This is a genomic window from Amycolatopsis sp. cmx-11-12 (assembly GCF_046269425.1).
GTDB lineage: Bacteria > Actinomycetota > Actinomycetes > Mycobacteriales > Pseudonocardiaceae > Amycolatopsis.
The window spans coordinates 238,989-258,056 of record NZ_JADNQM010000010.1 but is presented as its reverse complement, the minus strand read 5'-3'; the positions used below and the strand labels follow the sequence as shown (position 1 = coordinate 258,056).

Annotated in this window: 24 protein-coding genes; 13 read left to right on the top strand and 11 right to left on the bottom strand. The window is 67.6% G+C overall.

Features of this window, described 5'->3' with window-relative positions; translation table 11 throughout:
• Positions 1–11: 11 nt before the first annotated feature.
• Positions 12–1,307 (bottom strand): pentapeptide repeat-containing protein, encoded by a 1,296-nt coding sequence (locus ACLARN_RS16970; RefSeq protein WP_409492368.1) that lies wholly within the window; start codon positions 1,305–1,307, stop codon positions 12–14.
• 240 nt (positions 1,308–1,547) lie between these two features.
• On the opposite strand from ACLARN_RS16970, the gene ACLARN_RS16965 reads away from it, so the two are divergent.
• The 6 genes from ACLARN_RS16965 to ACLARN_RS16940 all read left to right on the top strand — a co-directional run bounded on the left by ACLARN_RS16965 (position 1,548) and on the right by ACLARN_RS16940 (position 4,040).
• The gene (locus tag ACLARN_RS16965; protein ID WP_409492367.1) at positions 1,548–2,096 is read left to right on the top strand and encodes a TetR/AcrR family transcriptional regulator; all 549 of its coding nucleotides are present in this window, start codon (positions 1,548–1,550) and stop codon (positions 2,094–2,096) included.
• Positions 2,097–2,224: 128 nt separating this feature from the next.
• On the top strand, positions 2,225–2,503 hold the full coding sequence (locus ACLARN_RS16960) for a YbaB/EbfC family nucleoid-associated protein (RefSeq protein WP_409492366.1): 279 nt from the start codon (positions 2,225–2,227) through the stop codon (positions 2,501–2,503).
• Complete coding sequence (locus ACLARN_RS16955; RefSeq protein ID WP_409492365.1) at positions 2,500–2,799, top strand: hypothetical protein; 300 nt, start codon at positions 2,500–2,502, stop codon at positions 2,797–2,799. The genes ACLARN_RS16960 and ACLARN_RS16955 overlap by 4 nt, the downstream gene beginning before the upstream one ends.
• A 13-nt stretch (positions 2,800–2,812) precedes the next feature.
• On the top strand, positions 2,813–3,163 hold the full coding sequence (locus ACLARN_RS16950; RefSeq protein WP_409492364.1) for a hypothetical protein: 351 nt from the start codon (positions 2,813–2,815) through the stop codon (positions 3,161–3,163).
• 26 nt (positions 3,164–3,189) lie between these two features.
• Positions 3,190–3,867 (top strand): hypothetical protein, encoded by a 678-nt coding sequence (locus ACLARN_RS16945; protein ID WP_409492363.1) that lies wholly within the window; start codon positions 3,190–3,192, stop codon positions 3,865–3,867.
• A complete protein-coding gene (locus ACLARN_RS16940; RefSeq protein ID WP_409492362.1) occupies positions 3,864–4,040 on the top strand; it encodes a hypothetical protein in 177 nt (58 codons plus the stop codon). The genes ACLARN_RS16945 and ACLARN_RS16940 overlap by 4 nt, the downstream gene beginning before the upstream one ends.
• A 205-nt stretch (positions 4,041–4,245) precedes the next feature.
• Here the strand turns inward: ACLARN_RS16940 and ACLARN_RS16935 are convergent, their stop codons facing one another.
• A complete protein-coding gene (locus ACLARN_RS16935; protein ID WP_409492361.1) occupies positions 4,246–5,847 on the bottom strand; it encodes an amidase in 1,602 nt (533 codons plus the stop codon).
• Between the two features lie 283 nt (positions 5,848–6,130).
• Positions 6,131–6,823 carry an IclR family transcriptional regulator gene (locus tag ACLARN_RS16930; protein ID WP_409492360.1) on the bottom strand — a complete coding sequence of 231 codons (693 nt, stop codon included), beginning with the start codon at positions 6,821–6,823 and terminating at the stop codon, positions 6,131–6,133.
• A 231-nt stretch (positions 6,824–7,054) separates the two neighbouring features.
• On the opposite strand from ACLARN_RS16930, the gene ACLARN_RS16925 reads away from it, so the two are divergent.
• The gene (locus ACLARN_RS16925; protein ID WP_409492359.1) at positions 7,055–8,452 is read left to right on the top strand and encodes a serine/threonine-protein kinase; all 1,398 of its coding nucleotides are present in this window, start codon (positions 7,055–7,057) and stop codon (positions 8,450–8,452) included.
• On the opposite strand, the gene ACLARN_RS16920 is transcribed toward ACLARN_RS16925, so the two are convergent.
• Together ACLARN_RS16920 and ACLARN_RS16915 are read right to left on the bottom strand one after the other, a co-directional pair.
• Positions 8,427–9,284, bottom strand: a complete 858-nt coding sequence (locus ACLARN_RS16920; protein ID WP_409492358.1) for an LLM class F420-dependent oxidoreductase — start codon at positions 9,282–9,284, stop codon at positions 8,427–8,429. The two genes, ACLARN_RS16925 and ACLARN_RS16920, sit on opposite strands and share 26 nt — an antisense overlap.
• 26 nt (positions 9,285–9,310) lie before the next feature.
• Positions 9,311–10,501, bottom strand: a complete 1,191-nt coding sequence (locus tag ACLARN_RS16915) for a cytochrome P450 family protein (RefSeq protein ID WP_409492357.1) — start codon at positions 10,499–10,501, stop codon at positions 9,311–9,313.
• Between the two features lie 107 nt (positions 10,502–10,608).
• Between ACLARN_RS16915 and ACLARN_RS16910 the strand changes: the two genes are divergently transcribed.
• Entirely contained in the window at positions 10,609–11,694 is a 1,086-nt protein-coding gene (locus ACLARN_RS16910; RefSeq protein ID WP_409492409.1) for a TetR/AcrR family transcriptional regulator, read from the top strand.
• 95 nt (positions 11,695–11,789) lie between these two features.
• Here ACLARN_RS16910 and ACLARN_RS16905 read toward each other — a convergent pair whose 3' ends face one another.
• The gene (locus ACLARN_RS16905; protein WP_409492356.1) at positions 11,790–12,314 is read right to left on the bottom strand and encodes a GNAT family N-acetyltransferase; all 525 of its coding nucleotides are present in this window, start codon (positions 12,312–12,314) and stop codon (positions 11,790–11,792) included.
• An 88-nt stretch (positions 12,315–12,402) separates the two neighbouring features.
• Here ACLARN_RS16905 and ACLARN_RS16900 point away from each other — a divergent pair, with 88 nt between their 5' ends.
• The 3 genes from ACLARN_RS16900 (at position 12,403) to ACLARN_RS16890 (ending at position 14,242) form a co-directional block, all read left to right on the top strand.
• Positions 12,403–12,771, top strand: coding sequence for a winged helix-turn-helix transcriptional regulator (locus tag ACLARN_RS16900; protein WP_409492355.1), 369 nt, complete (start codon positions 12,403–12,405; stop codon positions 12,769–12,771).
• Between the two features lie 48 nt (positions 12,772–12,819).
• Positions 12,820–13,416, top strand: a complete 597-nt coding sequence (locus ACLARN_RS16895; protein WP_409492354.1) for a TetR/AcrR family transcriptional regulator — start codon at positions 12,820–12,822, stop codon at positions 13,414–13,416.
• A 64-nt stretch (positions 13,417–13,480) separates the two neighbouring features.
• On the top strand, positions 13,481–14,242 hold the full coding sequence (locus tag ACLARN_RS16890; protein WP_409492353.1) for a glucose 1-dehydrogenase: 762 nt from the start codon (positions 13,481–13,483) through the stop codon (positions 14,240–14,242).
• On the opposite strand, the gene ACLARN_RS16885 is transcribed toward ACLARN_RS16890, so the two are convergent.
• From ACLARN_RS16885 to ACLARN_RS16870, 4 genes are read right to left on the bottom strand one after another with little or no spacing between them, the layout of a single operon-like run.
• On the bottom strand, positions 14,239–15,534 hold the full coding sequence (locus ACLARN_RS16885; RefSeq protein ID WP_409492352.1) for an NAD(P)/FAD-dependent oxidoreductase: 1,296 nt from the start codon (positions 15,532–15,534) through the stop codon (positions 14,239–14,241). The two genes, ACLARN_RS16890 and ACLARN_RS16885, sit on opposite strands and share 4 nt — an antisense overlap.
• Positions 15,535–15,536: 2 nt before the next feature.
• Entirely contained in the window at positions 15,537–15,803 is a 267-nt protein-coding gene (locus ACLARN_RS16880; RefSeq protein WP_409492351.1) for a DUF4235 domain-containing protein, read from the bottom strand.
• Complete coding sequence (locus ACLARN_RS16875) at positions 15,800–16,105, bottom strand: DUF3618 domain-containing protein (protein WP_409492350.1); 306 nt, start codon at positions 16,103–16,105, stop codon at positions 15,800–15,802. Before ACLARN_RS16875 ends, ACLARN_RS16880 begins: the two co-directional genes overlap by 4 nt.
• Positions 16,102–16,500, bottom strand: coding sequence for a phage holin family protein (locus ACLARN_RS16870; protein ID WP_409492349.1), 399 nt, complete (start codon positions 16,498–16,500; stop codon positions 16,102–16,104). The genes ACLARN_RS16875 and ACLARN_RS16870 overlap by 4 nt, the downstream gene beginning before the upstream one ends.
• A 137-nt stretch (positions 16,501–16,637) precedes the next feature.
• Here ACLARN_RS16870 and ACLARN_RS16865 point away from each other — a divergent pair, with 137 nt between their 5' ends.
• Complete coding sequence (locus ACLARN_RS16865; protein ID WP_409492348.1) at positions 16,638–17,099, top strand: SRPBCC family protein; 462 nt, start codon at positions 16,638–16,640, stop codon at positions 17,097–17,099.
• Between the two features lie 96 nt (positions 17,100–17,195).
• A complete protein-coding gene (locus tag ACLARN_RS16860) occupies positions 17,196–17,660 on the top strand; it encodes a hypothetical protein (RefSeq protein WP_409492347.1) in 465 nt (154 codons plus the stop codon).
• Between the two features lie 512 nt (positions 17,661–18,172).
• On the opposite strand, the gene ACLARN_RS16855 is transcribed toward ACLARN_RS16860, so the two are convergent.
• A complete protein-coding gene (locus ACLARN_RS16855) occupies positions 18,173–18,961 on the bottom strand; it encodes a SigB/SigF/SigG family RNA polymerase sigma factor (RefSeq protein WP_409492408.1) in 789 nt (262 codons plus the stop codon).
• Positions 18,962–19,068 lie beyond the last annotated feature (107 nt).

Here is a 19,068-nt window from a genome sequence, read left to right as displayed (position 1 = left end):
AGATGCCGTCGTCATTCGTCTTCGAACGGCTTGTGTGGTCGCAGTTGAGAGGGAACAAAGGGGACGCCGTCCAAGGTCGAGTCGGTGAACCTGATGTCGCCGCTGAACGTCGCGCCGTCGAACGTGGTGTAGCTGCTGAAGATCACTTGGTTGAACCAGGCGTCGCCTCCGAAGGAGGCTTCGGTGAAGTACGACCTGTGCGCGAACGTCACATCCGGTAAGTAGGCTTCTTCGTAGAATGTGGCGCCGTCGAACTTCGCGCTACTGGTGAAGGTCGCTTTGCTGAAAACCACGCTTCCGGTGAACGTCGTGCTCTCGAACCGGGCTTCTCGAAGGAACATGGCCGAGCGGAACGTCGCGGTGCCTTTGAAAGACGCTTCGTCGAACCTAGCGTCGGCTTCGAAGGTGACGTGGTCGAACCGCACGTCCCCCGTGAACTGTGCTTCCGAGAACCACGTGTCGCCGGTGAACGTGGCCCCGTCGAATCGGGTCTCGCCGTCGAAGTGAACGCCCATGAGCAGTGTGTCGCCGCGGAATCGGGCGTTCGAGAAGCGGGCGTTGTCGAGCCGGCAGTCGCGGAACATGACATCGATCAGCAACGCGCCGCTGAGGTCCAGATCGATGTCCGGCCAGAACCGTTTGCCGTCCCGGTAGTTCGGATCGAGGTGGTCGGCCAGGATCCGCTGGGCGGTTGTTCGCACTTCGCGTTCTTGGATGGCGCTTCGGTATTCGTCGTGGCTTTCCTTTTCCGCACTAGGATCAGGAGGCTTTTCAGGAAGCTCGTAAGGCATGCGAAGGTAGGCGCTGATCACATTGACGATGGTCTGACGTTGGGCTGGGTTGTCCTGCGCCAGGCGATCGAGTGCGTAGAGTCCGGCGAGCCGGACTGGTGCCTTGTCCGCTCCCAACTGCTCGACCGCCTTGAGATAGAGGTCGCTGATCCGCCGTTCCGCCGCGTCGTGGCGCGCGTCGTCATTGGCCTGCTCACGTAACAAGAGGTCGTGCCGTTTGGTCACGAGGTCCTCTTCCGCTGTCTGTTGGCGTCGAGCGGCCAGTAGCAAGGCGATGGCGCCACCGGCTCCGAGCACGATCGTGCCGACGGTGCGCACGCCCTCCAACCGTGCCTTGTCGGCGTCGGTTCCCCGTCCGTAGAGAAAGAACAGCAGCCAGCAAGCGGCGATGGCGAAGGCGAGCAGGAGCCCGGCACACAGGGTGATGGTGCGATTCGACAGCGTGCGATGCTCCCTCCCAGAGGGCGAGGGAAGCCGGGTTCGAGACTTCTCCGGAGGGTGAGAGTCATCGGCCATCAGACCATGATCGCAGCGCGGCGCCGGTTTCGAATCTGGCGAACACGTGATAGCTCCAGTCGGAGGATGACCGGACCTTTCGCGCGTCACCGTGTGGATTTTGGGACATCTGACGTCCCAAAATCCACACAGTGACGCCTCGCGCGCCCTCACGACGTGGATATGGTGTCTGCGGCTCCACCGAGCAGCCCGCGGTTAAGGTGTGGCGTTCGCGTGGCATCAAGGGCTGGGGGGTCCGCCATGATCGTCAAACGTTCCTATCACCACGGGGATCTCCGTCGTGCGCTCGTCCTGGCCGCACGCGAGCTCCTCGTCGAGCGAGGTCCCGAGGGGGTGAGCCTGCGCGGCGCGGTCGCGAAGGTGGGCGCGTCCACCGCGGCGCCGTATCGGCATTTCCGCGACAAGGACGCGCTGCTGGTGGCGGTCGCGCTGGAGGGGCACGCCGAACTGCACGCCTGCCTGCGGGGCTGCGGCGCCGGTACGGTGACCGCGCTCGGGCATTCCTACCTCGGCTTCGCGCTGGAGAATCCCGCGTTGTACCGGTTGATGGCGGGCGCCGGGATCTGCGACCGCGGCGCGCATCCCGAACTCGGAGAGGCACACCGGGAGACCTGTGCGGTGCTGGCCGATCGGGTGGGCGAACGGAACGATCCTGGCGGGTTCGCCGTCACGCTCTGGTGCCTGCTCCACGGGCTGGCCACGCTCGTGATCGACGGCCATGTCGAGCGCGATTCCGTCGTCGCGGAGGCCGAGCGCAGCCTCGCGTTCCTGGTCGACGCCGCCGGGTGACGGTCGACAGGGTGATCTGGGCCACAATGTCTCCGGCGATGTCCGGAAACTCCCGTCCTGGCAAAGTCAACGGTGTTTGCATACATCGTATGAACGGATACGACTGGGAGCCGCCAACGGCTGCGGAAATGGCTGCCTGGGAGGCGCAGGCCGCGGAATTCGAACGTCTCGCCGCCGAACAGGCCGAAGAACGCTTCTCCGGTCGTTCGGACAGTGGCCTCGTCGAAGCCGAGGTGGACGGGAACGGACGGCTGACCGACCTCGACGTCAGCGCGGACGCGCTGCGTCAGGCCTACCCGCAGAACATCGGCCCGGACACGATCGAGGCCATCGCCGCCGCACGTGCGGCGGCAGGCGCCGCCGGTCGTGAAAAGTTCGCGGAGATCCTGCCGGGGGTGTCCGCGTGAGCCGCAGGCGCAGGCTGGAGAACCTGGTCAGCGAGATCGAAGAGCAGTACGCGGCGCGGACACAAGCGCTCGCGGCCGCACAGGCGCAGACCATCGAGGTCGACATCCCCGACGATCTCGGCGTCATCGAGGTCTCCGGTACCGGACGGCTGGAGCGGATCGAGATCGACCTCGAAAACCTGCCCTACACCACGGCCACCGCGTTGAGCGCGAGCCTGCTGGAGGCGATCGTCGCCGCCGAGGAGCACGTGCAAGAACTCAGGCAGCAGGCCCTCACGGCCACGCGCCCCCGCTGAACGGAGAACGACTTTGGCAGACATCGAAGGTACCGGCTACTACGTCGTTCCGGACGCCCTCCGCAAGAACGCCGACGCCTGGGTGAACACGGGGGACGCGTGGAACGAGTTCCTCAAGCTCGGCAGTGACTACGCGGTCATGGTGCCCCTCGACATGGGGTTGCTCGGGATGAAGACCAACTTCGACCGCGACTACAACGCCGCCCGCGAGGCCATCATGAAGACCACTCGGACCGGGATCGAGCAGATCGAGGACGTCAAGGCGGCACTGGACAAGGTCGCCAAGGAGTACGAGAACCGTGACGCCGAGTACTACGAGAAGTTCGGCTACATGGGCGGCGACGACGCGAACAAGCGCTTCTAGGCCTCCAGAGAGTTAAGGAACAGAGCATGGCGACACGCGAGAAGGCCGAATGGCCGGAGGACAGCGCGAACAAGGTCCGGGAGAAGGCTGAGAAGCACAAGCACAAGGGCGCTCTCGACGCCCTGGACATGATCCGGACCACCCTCTTCGGCAACGCCGACCGGATGGAAGAACTCGCCGTCTGGTGGGGCCAGGCCGCGTACATGGTCGACTCCGAGACCTACATCGACGACTCCCGCAACAACCTCGTCGCGTACTGGCAGGGTGGTGGGTTCGATTCGTACAACACGTACGCGATCAACGCCACCAAGCGGATCTCGCGCAACGAAGGCGTGTTCAACGAGATCGCCGGCACGATGGAGAGCTGCATCGACATCGTCTACGAGACCTACGGCGACGCGATCGGATTCATCAGTGAGTGCGCCAACCAGCTCGTCGAGGCTACGACGAACTTCATCGAGGACTGGTTCAACCCTCCGGGTGAGGCGGCGAACATGTTGCGCGCCCTGAACGGGTTCGCCCAGGCCGTCAGCGACCTGATCGAGGCCTCGGTCCGCAAGATGGGCGACCTGCGCCAGATGGGCGTCTTCCTCGCCCGGCAGGGGAGCGACTTCAGCGACGTCAAGGAGATGGCGGAACCGGCCGGGAACTCCGGCCTCTGGGCCGTCAAGCCGGTGCCGAAGGAACCCGCGGCCGCGCAGTGACGGACGAGCAGCCGAAGGAAGAGGACGCCGAAGGCCTGCTCGAGAACCCGTGGGATCCGGAGACGCTGGCCGCCAAACGCAAGAAGGCGGGCAAGCCCAAGGCCAGGATCAAGGGGGCGGGCAAGCCCGCCGAAGACCCGGAGTACCGCATCAAGTTCGGCAAGGCCTGGTAGGGGCGGGGGTCGTGAGTGGCGTTTCGGCCTGACACGAAACGCCACTCACGACCGACCCGTGGTCAGTTCGGTTCGGGATGAAGTACGTGAAGGTCCCCTTCCTTGCGTCTAGCGCAGTGATGGGGGCCTTCATGTACTTGGGGAAGGAGGCCTTCACGGACCCGCGCCAAGCCCGAAGCCCGACGGTAGGTACCTGGCCGATCACCTAGCCGATGGACGGGATGAACGTCGGCAGTCGCCGGACCTTCGTGTCCTGTTCGAAGGCGTAGGCGATGGCCAGCAGCGACGGTTCGCTGAACCGTCCGCCCATGATCGACAGCCCCAGCGGCAACGGCCCGGAGTACGCCATCGGGACAGTCATGTTGGCGTAGCCCGAAACCGCGGCCGGGCCGGACGAGTCGATGAGCAGCGCGCCGTCACCGGTCCCGAGTCGCGTCTTCCACGCGGCGTTGTTGGTCGGCGCCACGATCGCGTCCAGCTTGCTCCCGCGCAGCGTCTCGTCGAGTCCTCGCCGGGCGGCGCTCGTCGCGGCTTCCCGCATCGCGCGGTAGGCCGGATCGTTCAGGTCACCGGTGGTGGCCTGCGAACGGTCCCACAGATTTTGGGTCCAGTACGGCATTTCGACCGCCGCGTGGTCCAGGTTGTACTGGATCAGCGCGGCGAGGTCCGCGGGATGCTCGCCGCCGGTGGAGGCGAGGTAGGCGTTCAGGTCGTGTTTGAACTCGGTCCTGATCGCGGGGAATTCGTTGGCCGCGATGACGTCCAGGTAGGGGATGGTGATCTCCACCGTGGTCGCGCCGAGCTTCCGGAGCCTGCTCAGCGCCTGCTCGAACGCCGCCTTCGTCGCGTCGTCCGGGGTGTACACCTCGCGCCAGACACCGATCCGCTTGCCACGCAAGGCGTTGGGGCGCAAGAACTTCGTGTAGTCGTCGAGTGACTGCCGGGCGGCGTCGACGGTGATCGGGTCACGGCGGTCGGAGCCGTTGAGGGCCGCGAGCAGGATCGCGGCGTCGACCACGTTGCGCGCCATCGGGCCCGCGGTGTCCTGCTGCTTCGACACCGGCACGATCCCGCTCCGGCTGACCAGCCCGAGGCTCGGCTTCACACCCACGATGCCGTTGGCGCCGGACGGGCAACTGATCGAACCGTCCGTCTCGGTCCCGACGGCGACGGTCGCCAGATGCGCCGCGACCGCGACCCCCGGACCGGCCGACGAACCGCACGGATTGCGGTCGAGGACGTAGGGATTGGCGGTCTGACCGGCGAGCGGGCTCCAGCCGTTCGACGAACTCGTGGAACGGTAGCTGGACCACTCCGACAGGTTGGCCTTGCCGAGGAGCACCGCGCCCGCCTCGCGCAGGTTTTCGACGACGCCGGCGTCGCGGTAGGGGCGGGATTCCAGCATCGCGGTCGATCCGGCGGTGGTCGGCTGCCGGTCCGCGGTGTCGATGTTGTCCTTGAGCAGCACCGGAATGCCGTCCATGGGGCCCTTCGACTGATGCCGGTGCCGCCGCAGGTCGCTGGCCGCGGCGAGCCGGAGCGCGTCCGGGTTCGTGGTGAGCACCGCGTGCAGCGTCGGGTTCAGCTTGCGGATCCGTTGCAGGTAGAAGGCCGTCAGTTCGACCGAGGACAGCCGCCCGGAGCGCATCGCCCGTTGCAGATCGGGGATCGTGGCGCGCTCCAGGTCGATCCCGGCCACGACCGGGCGTCCGGAAAGGGACCCGGCCTGTGCCGGGACGGCCGTGGTCGCGGACGCGACGAACACCACGACGAGAAATGCGGACACGGACGCGAGAAGTCTTTGCAAGGAATTCCCTCCTTGGTCGAAAGAATTCCTGAACCGTACGTGTGCCGCTTCTGTCCGGAACCGCGAGGGAAAGGCGATTGAATTGTCTTGACGATGGTTGTCCGGTATGCGATCAGTCACCCAAATGACCTGATGGCAAGGGAATCCATGATTTTTCGTGCCAGGAGTCGTCGTCTGCGGACGCAGCGTGAGGTAAATGCGGGATCTCGTCGGAAATATTCCGCCCGAATTCGGTGGCTGGTCCGCTTTCCGCGTTGATCGGGAATTGTTCGGTGTTCGTCGATCATCCGGCCCGGTCCGGCCGTGAGTGCTCGGCGAGCGCGGCACTGAAAGAACGCGCGGTGCTCGCCAATCCCGTGACCAGCGAAACCGGGTCGCGCCGGACGGGCAGGACGGCGGCGAGTGCCGCGCCGACCCGGCCGTCCGGGGTCCTGATGGCGACGGCGGCGCAGCCGAGTCCGGCCGTGATGGTCTCCGACTCCGCCGCGTACCCGGCTGAACGGATCTCCAGTGCGTCGGCGTCCGGTTCCGCGAGCGCGTGATGGTGAGCGGCGAGAAGCCGTCCGGCGGCGGTCCCGGGCGGCAGCGGGCTGCCCGGCCACGCGGGGACGTCGTCGGCTGGCAGGACGGCTCCCGCAGCGACCAGCGCGCGGCCTTCCCTCGGGACCGCGAGTACGAGGCTCACCCGCATCCGCGCCGAAAGCGACGGCAGCCATTCCTTGGCCAGGTCACGCAGTTCGGGCTGCCAGAACCGGCCGAGCCGGAACACCCGTGAGCCGATCCGGTAGCCGCGGCCCGCCCGCTCGACCGCGCCGAGGTCGGCCAGTTGGTCGAGGAGCCGGTACACGGTGGTCTTCGGGAGCCCGGTGGCCCGCACGAGCTGGGTCAGCCCGGCCTGCCCGCCATGCTCGTTGAGCGCTTCGAGCAACGTGAACGCGCCTTCGAGCACGCCACGTCCGCCGATGGTTTCCCGCATCGCCGCCCTTTCTCGAGATCAGGCCACACCTGGAGAAGTAAAGTGCGCCCCAGGCCGTCCGGGATACGAACTTTCGGGCAGCCGAAGGGGCGGGGTTCCGCTGAACGGCCCAGCCCGCTACGTGACCGACACCGCGCCGAAAACCACCGTGCCGGGTCCTGTGCCCCGGCGCGTTCCTGGCATGCTGGCAAGGTTCACGCGAACACCACAGCTCCCAGGGGGACGTCGACAATGGAGGAGATCCGCCGCCTCGCCGACCGGTTCGATCTCATCGAGCCCGTCGGCGGCGGCTCCATGGGCACCGTGTGGCGGGCACGCGACGACAACCTGGAGCGCACGGTCGCGATCAAGGAACTCCTTCTGCCGCACGGGCAAGGGGAGCAGAAGGCCGACGAGGCCAAGAATCGCGCGCTGCGCGAGGCCAGGATCGCCGCGCGGCTGGTCCATCCGCACGCCATCACCGTCTTCGGGGTGATCGACGAGCAGGACCGCCCGTGGATCATCATGGAGTACCTCCCCTCGATCAGCCTCGCGGACAAACTGCGCGAAGGGCCGATGGAGGTCGACGACGTCATCCGCCTCGCCATCCAGCTGTGCTCGGCGCTGGCGGCCGCGCACCGGGCGGGCATCGTCCACCGTGACATCAAGCCAGGCAACGTCTTGCTCGGCGAAGACGACACCGTGAAGATCACCGACTTCGGGATCTCGCGGGCGATGGGGGACGTCCAGCTCACCGCGACCGGCGAGATCTCCGGGACGCCGGCGTTCCTCGCGCCCGAGGTGGCCCGCGGCGAGGACGCCACTTCCGCTTCCGACGTGTTCTCGCTCGGCGCGACGCTCTACACCGCGCTCGAAGGCGGCACGCCCTACGGCACGGCGGAGAACCCGATCGCGCTGCTGTACCGCGCGTCCAGCGGGGAGATCACCCCGCCGGTCAAATCCGGCACCCTGACGCCGCTGCTGAACCGGCTTCTCGACGTCCGGCCGGACAGCAGGCCGACGATGACCGAGACCGAGCGGGAACTGCGGGCGCTGGCGGCGGGGGAGCCGACGACACTCGTCGCCGAGGAACCGCCGCCGAAGGCACGCAAGGGAATGCTCATCGGCGTGCTCGCCGGGTTCCTCGTGCTCGCCGCCGTCGCCGCGGCCGTGGTCGTCATGCTCACGCGCGGCGAGGACACGCCGTCGGACGCCGCGCCGCCGCCTGCCTCGCAGTCGCAGGCCGTCACCCCGCCGCCGTCCTCTCCCGAACCGCAGCCGCCGTCCTCTTCGACGCCCCCGTCGTCATCACCGCCCCCGGCCACGTCGTCTTCCGCGCCGCCTCCGGCGCAGACGCCAGGGCAGGCGCTCGCGGCCTACTACGCGCTCATCCCGGGGAATCTCCAGGCCGGGTTCGCGACGTTGACCGACAACTTCAAGCGCAGCAGGAACCAGAGCTTCGAGCGGTACTCGGGCTACTGGAAGGAATACCGCTCGGTGACCGTGTCGAACGTGTCCGAATCCGGGAACACCGTGACGGCGACGCTCACCTACGTCACTGCCTCGGGAGGGACCAAGACGGGGAAGGAGACCTTCACCCTGGTCCAGCAGGACGGCCGGTACCTCATCGACTCCCAGCGGGCAGGCTGAGTTTTCCGGCGAGGCGCTGAAGCCAGGCCTCGACCTCGTCGGGGGAGCGGTCCGGGAGCCCGAAGATCGTCTCGGTGACTCCGGCGGCTTCCAGCTTGGCCAGGTTCTCCGGGTCCGGACGGACACCGAGAGCGGAGATCTCCGGTTCCCCGGAACGACCCGCTTCGTGCCAGATCTCGCGTAGCCGTCGTGCTTTGTCCTCGATGTCCGTGTCGCCGGGGGTGGTGAGCCAGCCATCGGCGGACTTCGCGATCCAGCGGAACGTCTTCTCCGTCCCGCCCGCGCCGACGATCACCGGGATATGCGCCTGAACCGGTTTCGGCCAGGCCCAGCTGGCGCCGAACGAGACGAACTCGCCGGCGTACGAGGCTTCGTTGTCCGTCCAGAGCGCGCGCATCGCTTCGACGTACTCGCGCAGGACCGTCCGCCGCTTGCCGCCGGGCACGCCGTGATCGGCCAGTTCGTCGACGTTCCAGCCGAAGCCGACGCCGAGGGTGACCCGCCCGCCCGAGAGGTGATCGAGGCTGGCGATCGTCTTGGCCAGCGTGATCGGATCGCTCTCGACCGGGAGGGCCACCGCCGTCGCGAGCCGGATCCGCGTGGTCACCGAGGCCGCGGTGGCCAGCGCGACCCACGGATCCAGGGTGCGCAGATAGCGATCGTCGGGCAGCGATGCGTCGCCGGTGCGCGGATGTGGAGCCTCCCGTTTGACCGGGATATGCGTGTGTTCGGGCACGTGGAAGGCATCGAAGCCCGCCGCTTCCGCCGCCCGCGCGGCGGCCGCCGGTGTGATGCCCCGGTCACTGGTGAACAGCACTATCCCGTGTCTCACAGCCGGTCACATTATTAGAACGTGTTTCAGTTCGCAACCGTCGCGTGCAGGGTGACCGGTAGCGCGTTCAGCCGCCAGGTGCCCGGATCCGGGATCCGCAGCAGTCCGTCCACGAGCGCCAGATCGGGGAAGCGGCGAAGCAGTGCGGTGAGCGCGACTTCGGTCTGCACCCTGGCCAGTGAGGCGCCGAGACAGAAATGCGGCCCGTGGGCGAACGCCAGATGCCACGCGGGCCCCGCCGCGCGCCGGATGTCGAAGACGTCCGGGTCTGTGAACGCCCTCGGATCCCGGTTCACCGCCGCGATCGCGACGGTAACCGGTTCTCCTTCGGGGATCAGGACATCGCCGATCCGGACGTCAGTCGTGGTGAGCCGGGGGACCGTCAGGAGTTGCGGGCTGCACCAGCGCATCAGTTCCTCGACCGCGCCGGGCATGAGGGCCGGGTCTTCGCGGAGTTCGGCCAGCTGGTCAGGGTGGGAGAGCAGGATCTCGACGGAGTTGGCGATGAGGTTGCCGGGCACCTGGCCGCCAAGGACCAGCTGCCAGACCAGGGCGACCAGTTCGGTTTCGCTGAGCCTGTCGCCATCTTCAGCCTGGATCTGGAGCAGCTGCGAGACGACGTCTTCGGCGGGCTCGAGCTTCCGGTTCGCGATGGCGGCCAGTGAGTCCTCGACGATCCCTGGAACCGCCTTCGCGAGCCCGGGGCCGTCGCCCGCCGCGACCATGGTGCCGTACTCGCGCCAACGCGGGCGGTCGGCTTCGGGGATGCCGACCAGCGCGCAGATCACGTCGACCGGCAGCGGGCGGGCGAAGGCGGTGACCAGGTCGATCCGGTCTTGTCCGGCGAGGCCGTCGAGGAGGTCGTCCACGAGCCGCTCGATCCCCGGCCGGAGCGCGGCGGCCTTGCGCGGGGTGAACGCGGGGGAGACGAGGCGCCGGAGCCGGAGGTGTTCCGGGCCTTCGACCTCCTGCATGGACCGCATGTACGGGCGGCAGTGCTCGGGGATCTCCATCCGCTGGTAGCTGGCCGAGCTCAGGGCGAAACGCGAGTCGCTCAGCATCTTCCGTGCTTCTTCGTGGCGCAGGATCGCCCACATCGAGAACCCCGGCGCGGAGAGCTTGGCGATGGGGGAGCGCTCACGGACCGGGCTGTACGCGGTGAACGGATCGCGCAGGACCTCGGGGTCGGTCAGGAGGATCTCGGGAACGTCGGACAAGGCAGGTCTCCCAGTTCGGATGTTCAAATCAGATGTTCTCATCATCTGAATGCTCAAGGTATCTTGATTACGGTCCGAGGGCAATCGTGCTGGACGACAGGAGGCCGATGGTCCGGCTGAGCAGGGCGGAGACGCAGGAGCGCAATCGCACGAAGGTGCTGGCCGCCGCGCGTGACGAGTTCGCGGACCGGGGCTTCCGGGACGCCAAGATCGACGTCATCGCCGAACGGGCGGAACTCACCCGCGGCGCGGTCTACTCGAACTTCCCCGGTAAACGCGCGCTGTACTTCGCCGTCCTGGCCGAACTGGCGGAACGGTCCGCCGGAGCGCCGCACGCCGTGCCGGGCGAGACGCTCCAGGACGCGTTGGGCGCACTCGCGAGGGCGAGGGTGGCGGCGCTTCCCTTGGGTGACGACCAGACGGGTCTCGCGCGCGATCTGATGCCGGAAGTGCTGGCCGACGAGCGGATCCGGCGTCCGTTCGCTCAGCTGGTGAAGCTCAACGGGCTGCTGCTCGGACTCGCGCTGGAACGGCTCGATCCGCCGGAACGTCCGGCGGGAGCGCCGATCCCGCGCCGTATCCGGCTCGCGGAAACGGTGCTGACCACGCTGCACGGCGCCGGCCAGCTGGCGGCCGCCGCGCCGGGACTCGTCGAACCCTTCGACGTCGTGAGTGCCTGCGAGCGACTGGCGGGGCTGGCCCTCAACGACTGGTGGGCGCCGCCGGTGATCGCGCCCGCCGCGCAGCCGGCCGACCGGCCGTGGTCACCGCCCGAGGCCGTCGACCTCGTGCGCGCCGAGACGTTCATCCCCGCCGACGGCGTCGTGATCGTCCTGGGCACCCATCGGCTGGTCGCCGCCGAAGAGGCCGTGCGGGCCTACGGTCGCGACGTCACCGTGGTCGTCGTGACCAGCGAGCCCGACGAGCTGGTCCCGCTGACCCGGCTGATCGTCGCGGAAGTGTGCGGCGGCCTGCGGCAGGCCTTCCCGGAGCGGGCTTGGCCGGGCGTGCGCGTGGTGTGCGACGTGACCGGCACGCTGGCGGCCGCCGGGGGAGTGCTCGCGGTCAGCGACGAGACCGAGGCCGCGGTCCGGGTCGAGCGGGGACGGATCGTCGCCACGGCGGACGGGCGCGGGGCGGGGCACGCCGTCTCGGTGGCTGGCGAAGTGTCCCGAGTGGACCGACGCGGCTAGGGCGTGTCTCTCAGGCAGTACTCGGTACAGGTGTCGTGAGTGGCGATTCGGGCTAGGTCAGTGCGGCTGAAGGACGCCTTCAGCTCAGACGCGCCCTAGATTACGTCTGTGTGCCTGACGCGGTACACCTGGAGGCGAAGTCCGTAGTACTTCTCGGTTTCGCCGACCCAGACCATCCCGAGCCGTTTCGCGGTCGCGATGGCACGTACGTTGTTCGGCCGCGCGACGGCGAAGAGTTCGTCCGTGTCCTGGGTGAACGCCCAGCCGAGCAGTGCGCGGGCGGCCTCGGAGGCGTATCCCTCGCCCCAGGCGTCCGGATGCAGCTGCCAGCTGATCTCCAGGTCCTCTTCGTACGGTGGAAGCAGGTGGATGCCCAGTCCGCCGACGACCGCGCCGTCCTCCTTGCGCTGCACCGCCCATCTTCCGCGCGGCGGCACGAGGTTGGGCTGAGCCTGTTGCCAGGCCTGGAGAACCGAGCGCATGGCCGCGGCGTCGGTCACCCGGTCCATCGCCGGGGTGAGCCAGCGGGTCACGTCGGCGGTGCCGTAGATCGCCAGCGCGGCTTCGGCGTCGTCCTCGGACCAGTCACGGACGACGAGCCTTTCGGTGGTCAAGTCCATAAGAGAACGCTACGCGCAAAGGTGGGGTGATGGGGTGTCCGATTCCTGTGTCGAAGACGACCCGGGCGGACCCGCGTACCTTGACCCCATGCGCGCCGATGCCCTGACCACTCCCGAGCAGGCCTGTCCGATCGCCCCGGTGGTCGACCTCGTCTTCAGTCGCTGGACCACGCCGATCCTGTGGGCGCTCAACGAGTTCGGCAGGCAGCGGTTCGTCGAACTCGAGCGACGGATCGGGACGATCACGCCGAAGGTGCTGACCCAGCGGCTACGGCAACTGGAACGCGACGGACTCCTCACGCGGACCTATCACGCGGAGGTGCCGCCCCGGGTCGAGTACGAGATCAGTGATCTCGGCCGGAGCCTGGCGCCGCTATTCGCGACCCTCGCGGACTGGTCGACGGAGAATCTGCCGAAGGTCGAGGAGGCCCGGTCGGCCTACGACTCGGGGCGGTAGCGGTTCTCTTTCTTGACTGATCGGTCTAGATACGGCTACGCTGCTCACGTGTCCCGGGTAAAGGAATTCGACGTCGACGCGGCCTGCGGTGCCGCGCTGGAACTGTTCTGGCGGCAAGGGTACGAGGCGACTTCGGTCAACGACCTGGTCGCCGAGCTGGGCATCGGCAAGGCCAGTCTCTATGCGACGTTCGGCACCAAGCATGAGCTGTACCTGACCGCCTTGAACCGCTACATCGCCCGGGGCAACGAGCGGTTCGTCGAGGACTTCGCCGGACCGGGGCCCGCGCTCGACGGGGTGCGGCGGCTCATCGACCGCTTTCTCGCCGAAGTACTCGGCGAATCGGGACGCAAGGGCTGTTTCGTCGTCAACGCCGCCATGGAGATGATGCCGAGAGATCCCGAGGTCGCGCGCGTGGTCGAGCGCAGCTGGGATGCACTCGAACTGGCCTTGAGGATGGCGTTGAGCCGGGCGAAGGCGCAAGGCGAACTCGACGCCGCCACCGACCCGGAAACACTCGCCGCCTTCCTGCTCACCGTTTTGCAGGGGATGCGGGTGCTGGGCAAGGGGCCGGATCCCGAGGCGCGGGCCCAGGGGACGGCGAAGCAGGCCATCGCGGTCCTCGAAGCCGCCCGTCCGCATTGATCCCGTCCGCATTGATGTTGTCATGCATAAATACTAGAACGATCGGACCAGAAAGTTGGGTACTGTGGAGAAGCGATTCAGCGGCAAAGTCGTCCTGGTCACCGGGGGAGGCTCCGGGATCGGCCGTGCCACAGCGGCGGCCTTCGCACGCGAAGGCGCGCAGGTCGTCGTTTCCGGCCGGGACGGCGAGAAGCTGCGTCAGACCGTGAAGGAGATCGAGGCCGAAGGCGGCGCGGCCGACGCGGTGGCCGCCGACGTGGGTGTCGGCGCCGAAGTCGAGCGTCTCGTCACCGAGACCGTGCGACGGCACGGCAAACTCGACATCGCGTTCAACAACGCGGGCGTCCTCGGCAGCCCCGCGCCGACCGCGGACCTCGACGAAGACGGTTTCACCGCCGTCGTGCAGACGAACCTCACCGGCACCTGGCTGTCCATGAAGCACGAGATCGCGCAGATGCGGGCAGGCGGCGGGGGAGTCATCGTCAACATGGCGTCCAACATCGGTTCGCACACCCGCCTCCCGAACATGGCCGCCTACGCCGCCTCGAAGGCCGCCGTGGACGTGCTGACCCGGACGGCCGCCCGCGACCACATCGCGGAGGGCATCCGGATCAACGCGGTCAGCCCCGGCGCCACCGACACCGGCATGTCGTTCCGGCCCGGTGAGACCGAGGCCGACCGCGCCGAACGGCTCGGCGCGGTCATCCCGCTCGGCCGGATCGGCAAGGTCGAGGAGATCGCCGCGGCCGTGCTCTGGCTGGCTTCCGACGAGTCCGCGTACGTCGTGGGGCACGACATCGTCCTCGACGGCGGCGCTAGCGCCTAACGCTTCATGCGCGGTAGTTCCGGGGAATCGGTGTCCAGCGGGACCGAGGCCGACCGCACCAGTCCTAATTGGACGGTCTGGCGCTTCGTCACCGCTTCCAGCGCCCAGTCGGTGGCGGTGCGCAGCCGGTTGCCCGGCATGGCCAGCAGGTGATACCCCCGCGTCACCGCCTTGGCGGCGAGCCCGGAAAGGGGGATGTGCAAGGGGTTCGCCGCAGCTTGATGCGCGCCGAGGTCGACGACGAAGCCGAGATCATGGTGCCGGTAGGTGCCGTGCGACCCGTACCCGAGCGACGCGGCCACATTCCGCCCGGCGAGTTTCCCTTGCCGTTCGGCGTGCTGGGCGGTCATCGGTGTGTATTCGCCGGGCCGGGTCAGATCCGGGACGGCGGCCGCGTCGCCGCACGCGTAGACGTCACGCCGTCCGGGGACGTTCAGTTGCGTGGTGACGACGAGCCTGCCCTTGGCCGTCTTCAAGCCCAAGTCCTCGATCAGCGGATCCGGCCGGACCCCGACGCACCAGACGAGGGTGCAGGTCGGCACGGCTTCACCCGAGGTCAGCGTGACGCCCTTTTCGTCGGCGTTGTCGACGGACGTCTTCATCAGCACCTCGACGCCGCGTGCCCGCAACACCTCGTCCGCGGTGGTGCCGAGCCGCCGGTCGAGTTCCGGCAGGACACGGTCGGCCACGTCCAGCAGCAGCCACCGGATCTTCTGGCCGTCCAGTTCGGGATGCCGGGCGGCGAGCGCCGTGGTGAACGCCGGACCCTGCGCGGCGACTTCGGTCCCGGTGTAGCCGGCGCCGACCACGACGAACGTGCAGCGCGCGTCGCGTTCGGCCGGATCCTTCGCGGAGGCGGCGAGTTCCACCTGCCGGGTGATGTGGTCCCGTAGGTAGAGGGCCTCAGGGAGACCTCGGAAGCCGTGGGCGTACTCGGCCACGCCAGGGATCGGGAGCAGCTTGTTGACGCTGCCCGCGGCGAGCACGAGACGGTCGTAACCGATTTCGTGTTCGCGGTCTTCAGGGTCGGTGTAGCTCACCCTGCGGCCGTCGAAGTCGACCGACGTCGCGGTGCCGAGCACCAGGCGCACGCCGCGCAAGGTACCGGGGATGGACACCGAGATCCGCCGTGGTTCGAGGATCCCGGCGGCGACTTCGGGCAGCAGGGGAAGGTAGAGGAAGTAGTCGGTGGGGTTCAGCACGACGATCTCCGTGTCGTCGCCCGCCGCCTTGCGGAGGGTTTTGGCGGCGTTGTAACCGGCGAACCCGCCTCCGATGATTACTACGCGCATCGTCAGTCCTCAGTGGGCCAGTCGCCGGTCGCCTTGCGGTAGCCGACCGCGCCCGCCCGTTCCGTCGCCGCCTTCACCGCGCCGAAGATCGCGCCCTGCGCGGCGCCGGCGACGATCACCTGAGTCCAGGTGAAGTCCCGGTCGGTGGCGTTGGGCGCGTCTTCCTCGCCGCTCACACGTTTCCAGATCTGCTTGAACGCGATCCCGGCGAGCACGCCGCCCGCGGCGCTCACGACCATGTTCAGCGGTTTGTAGAGCACCTTGTTCACGACGAAGACCTCTTTCGCATGATCAGCCGGATCGTCACGAGCAGTGCGAGAACAGCGGCGAAGATCGGCAGGGGATGGGCGCGGACGACTTCGGTGCCCTGGCGGAACTTGTCCGCCGCGGGTTCGGAAACCTTCTCGGAGATCTTGGCGCTGGCCTCATCGACCTTCGCGTCGAGGTTGTCGTTGACCCGGGCCTTGACGTCGAGCTTCTGGCCCAACGCGTCGAGGGTCTCGGTGAGTTCCTCGCGCGTCACGTCGCGATCGGCGCGGGCTTCTTCGGCGTTCTTGGGGAAATCGGTCATGAGCGCACTCCCTGTTTGACGATGTCGACATCCTCGCGGACACCTTCGATGGCTTCTTCCGGCACTGGCGGTGTCGCGCTCGCGATCTCCTTCTTGCCGACCACGGCCGACAGTCCGCCGATCAGCAGCAGCGCCGCGCCGGTCACCACGGCGGCCAGCCACGCGGGCATGACCAGGGCGAGTGCCAGTACCACCGCGACGATCAGGGTCGCCACGCCGAACAGGGCGAAGAGGCCCGCCGCGCCGAACAATCCGGCACCGAGCCCCATTCGTTTTCCTTTGCCCTGCAATTCGGCGACGGCGAGTCGCATTTCGTCGCGGACGAGACGTTTGACCTCGTCACTCAGGTCGGAGACCAATTCGCCGACCGACCGGTCTTCGGTCTTTTCGATCATGGGGGCACCTCCTCGGAGCGTTCTGCCCGCCGGGTACCCGGGAGTACCGGCGATCAATCACGGCGAGTTTCGGGCCGCCGGGTGCCGGGTAGCCGAGGGATTGCCGGCTCGAAAGCACCCAACAAACAGGAGGATGCATGAGCACGATCACCGAAATGGTCGATGTCGACGTACCGGTCAAGACCGCGTACAACCAGTGGACCCAGTTCGAGTCCTTCCCGAAGTTCATGGAAGGCGTCGAGGAGATCCGCCAGGTCGACGCGACTCACACCCACTGGGTGACCAAGTTCGGTGGTGTGAGCCGGGAATTCGACGCGACCATCACCGAACAGCATCCCGACGAGCGCGTCGCGTGGACGTCGGACTCCGGTCCCGACCACGCCGGCGTCATCACCTTCCATCGCCTGGACGACAACAAGACCCGTGTCACGGCGCAGATGGAGATCGACCCGGAGGGCTTCGCCGAGAACGTCGCCGACAAGCTCGGCGTGCTCGACCGCCGGATCAAGGGCGACATGAAGCGGTTCAAGGAGTTCATCGAAAGCCGCGGTCACGAGACCGGCGCGTGGCGCGGTGACGTGGATCGCCCCGGCAGCTGACCTTCGCCCGGGACCTTCCCCTGGAAAACGCCGTTTTCCAGGGGAAGGTCCCGGGTACTTCATGGGTGTGGTCCACAACGAAGGGAGCGTCCTGGCATGACTACCAACGCATACGTCGCCTTCCTCGTCATCGGGGTGGCGCTGGTCATGCTCGACGGCCTGATCATCTACCAGAGCGGTAAGCGTTACCTGCGAGGTTCCCACGGCGATCCGGCCGCCGGGGCGTCCATGACGTGGCTCGTCACGGTGCTGTTCCACCTCGCGACGCTGGGCGTGCTTGCGCTGCTGTCGACCGTCGACATCGGGGGCAGTGACCTGCCGGGTGTGGTGGGCAGGCTGGGCGTTCTGTTGCTGGTCCTGGCCATCGCCCACGCGATCACGCTCAGCGTGCTCTCGCGGATCCGTGGTGAGCAGGAGGCCGAAGCGGTGATCAACCGTCCGCGGGGGCGTGTCGAGCCTGAACGGCAGGGCACCACGGTGACCCCGGTGCCCGGTCAGGAAGGCCGCTTCCCGACCGCGAGCCCGTCGATCGAGCAGCAGGCGCCGTACACGACGCCTTAGTCCGACCGCTTTGCGCGTGAAGGCCCCTTCCCTCGGCTCAGCCGAGGGAAGGGGGCCTTCACGCGAGTCAGGCGCGGTCGGGTCTCGTAAGTGGTAGGAAGGATAGAGCCAACAGTGCTTTAGATATCTAAGGCGGGTAAGGCGGGGTCCGTGAAGGACTCCTTGAGGGACCCTGGGTCCCTCAAGATTCCCCTTGCTTAGGTGGCCGTGGCCGTTTCGGTCGCGCACGCCCCTTCGGCGCGAACCAAGGTCGTGAAGGCCTCCTTGCCTACCCTCAAGGTAGGCAAGGAGGCCTTCACGACCTTGGCGATGCGGACATAAGGCATCTAATCGGACGGTTCGACCTCGAAAGTGTCCTCTGTGGACGGTCAAAGTGCCTCCGCAGCATCACCAGCCACAGCGTCGGCTCGTGAAGGCCCCTTTCCCAAGTACATGAAGGCCCCCTTCCTTGCGCCTAGCGCAAGGAAGGGGGCCTTCATGTACTTCAGGTGACCGGGCGCCGTCACGCCGGTCTACTCCGAAAGCTTCCCTCGCAGCTGTTCCAGCGTCTGCGAAAGAAGCCGCGAAACGTGCATCTGCGAGATGCCGACCCGCTCCGCGATCTGCGTCTGGGTGTAGCCGCCGAAGAACCGCATCACGAGGATCGCGCGTTCCCGTTTCGGGAGTTCCCGCAGCAACGGTTGCAGCGCCTCGTGGGTTTCCACCAAGGCCATCTCGTGGTCCTCTTCGCCGATCGTGTCGGCGAGGGACAGGGCCTCGGTGGCGTCGTCGTGAACCGGCTTGTCGACCGACAACGTCTGATACGCCTGACCGGCGAGCAGCCCTTCGCGCACCTCGTTCACTTCGAGTTCGAGGTATTCGGCGAGTTCGGTCGGTGTCGGCGCGCGGCCGAGGCGCTGGGACAACGCGGCCGTGCCCTGGCTGAGTGAGACGTGGAGTTCCTTGAGCCGTCTCGGTACGCGGACGGACCAGCCGGTGTCCCTGAAGTGCCGCCGGACCTCGCCCATGATCGTGGGCACGGCGAAGGAGAGGAAGTCGTGGCCGCGGCCGGGGTCGAAGCGGTCGACCGCGTTGATCAGCCCGATCCGTGCCACCTGCACGAGATCCTCGCGAGGTTCGCCTCGCCCGGAGAACCGGGTGGCGATGTGCTCGGCGAGCGGCAGCAGTTCGGTGACCAGCCGGGCACGCAGGGCCTGGCGCCGGGGGGAGTCCTCCGGCAGCGAGAACATCTCGTCGAACAGCGGCTGGCAATGGGCGTAGTCGTCCGCCTGGCGGGTGGTCGACTTGCGCTCGGCGTTCACCCGTCGCTCGTTCCCGGTGTCAGGACGAGGTCGATCGTCGTCGTACTCCCCGCTTCGCCGGGGATCGGCTCGCAGCGAGCCACCGCCGACCGCGTCAGGGTCGTCAG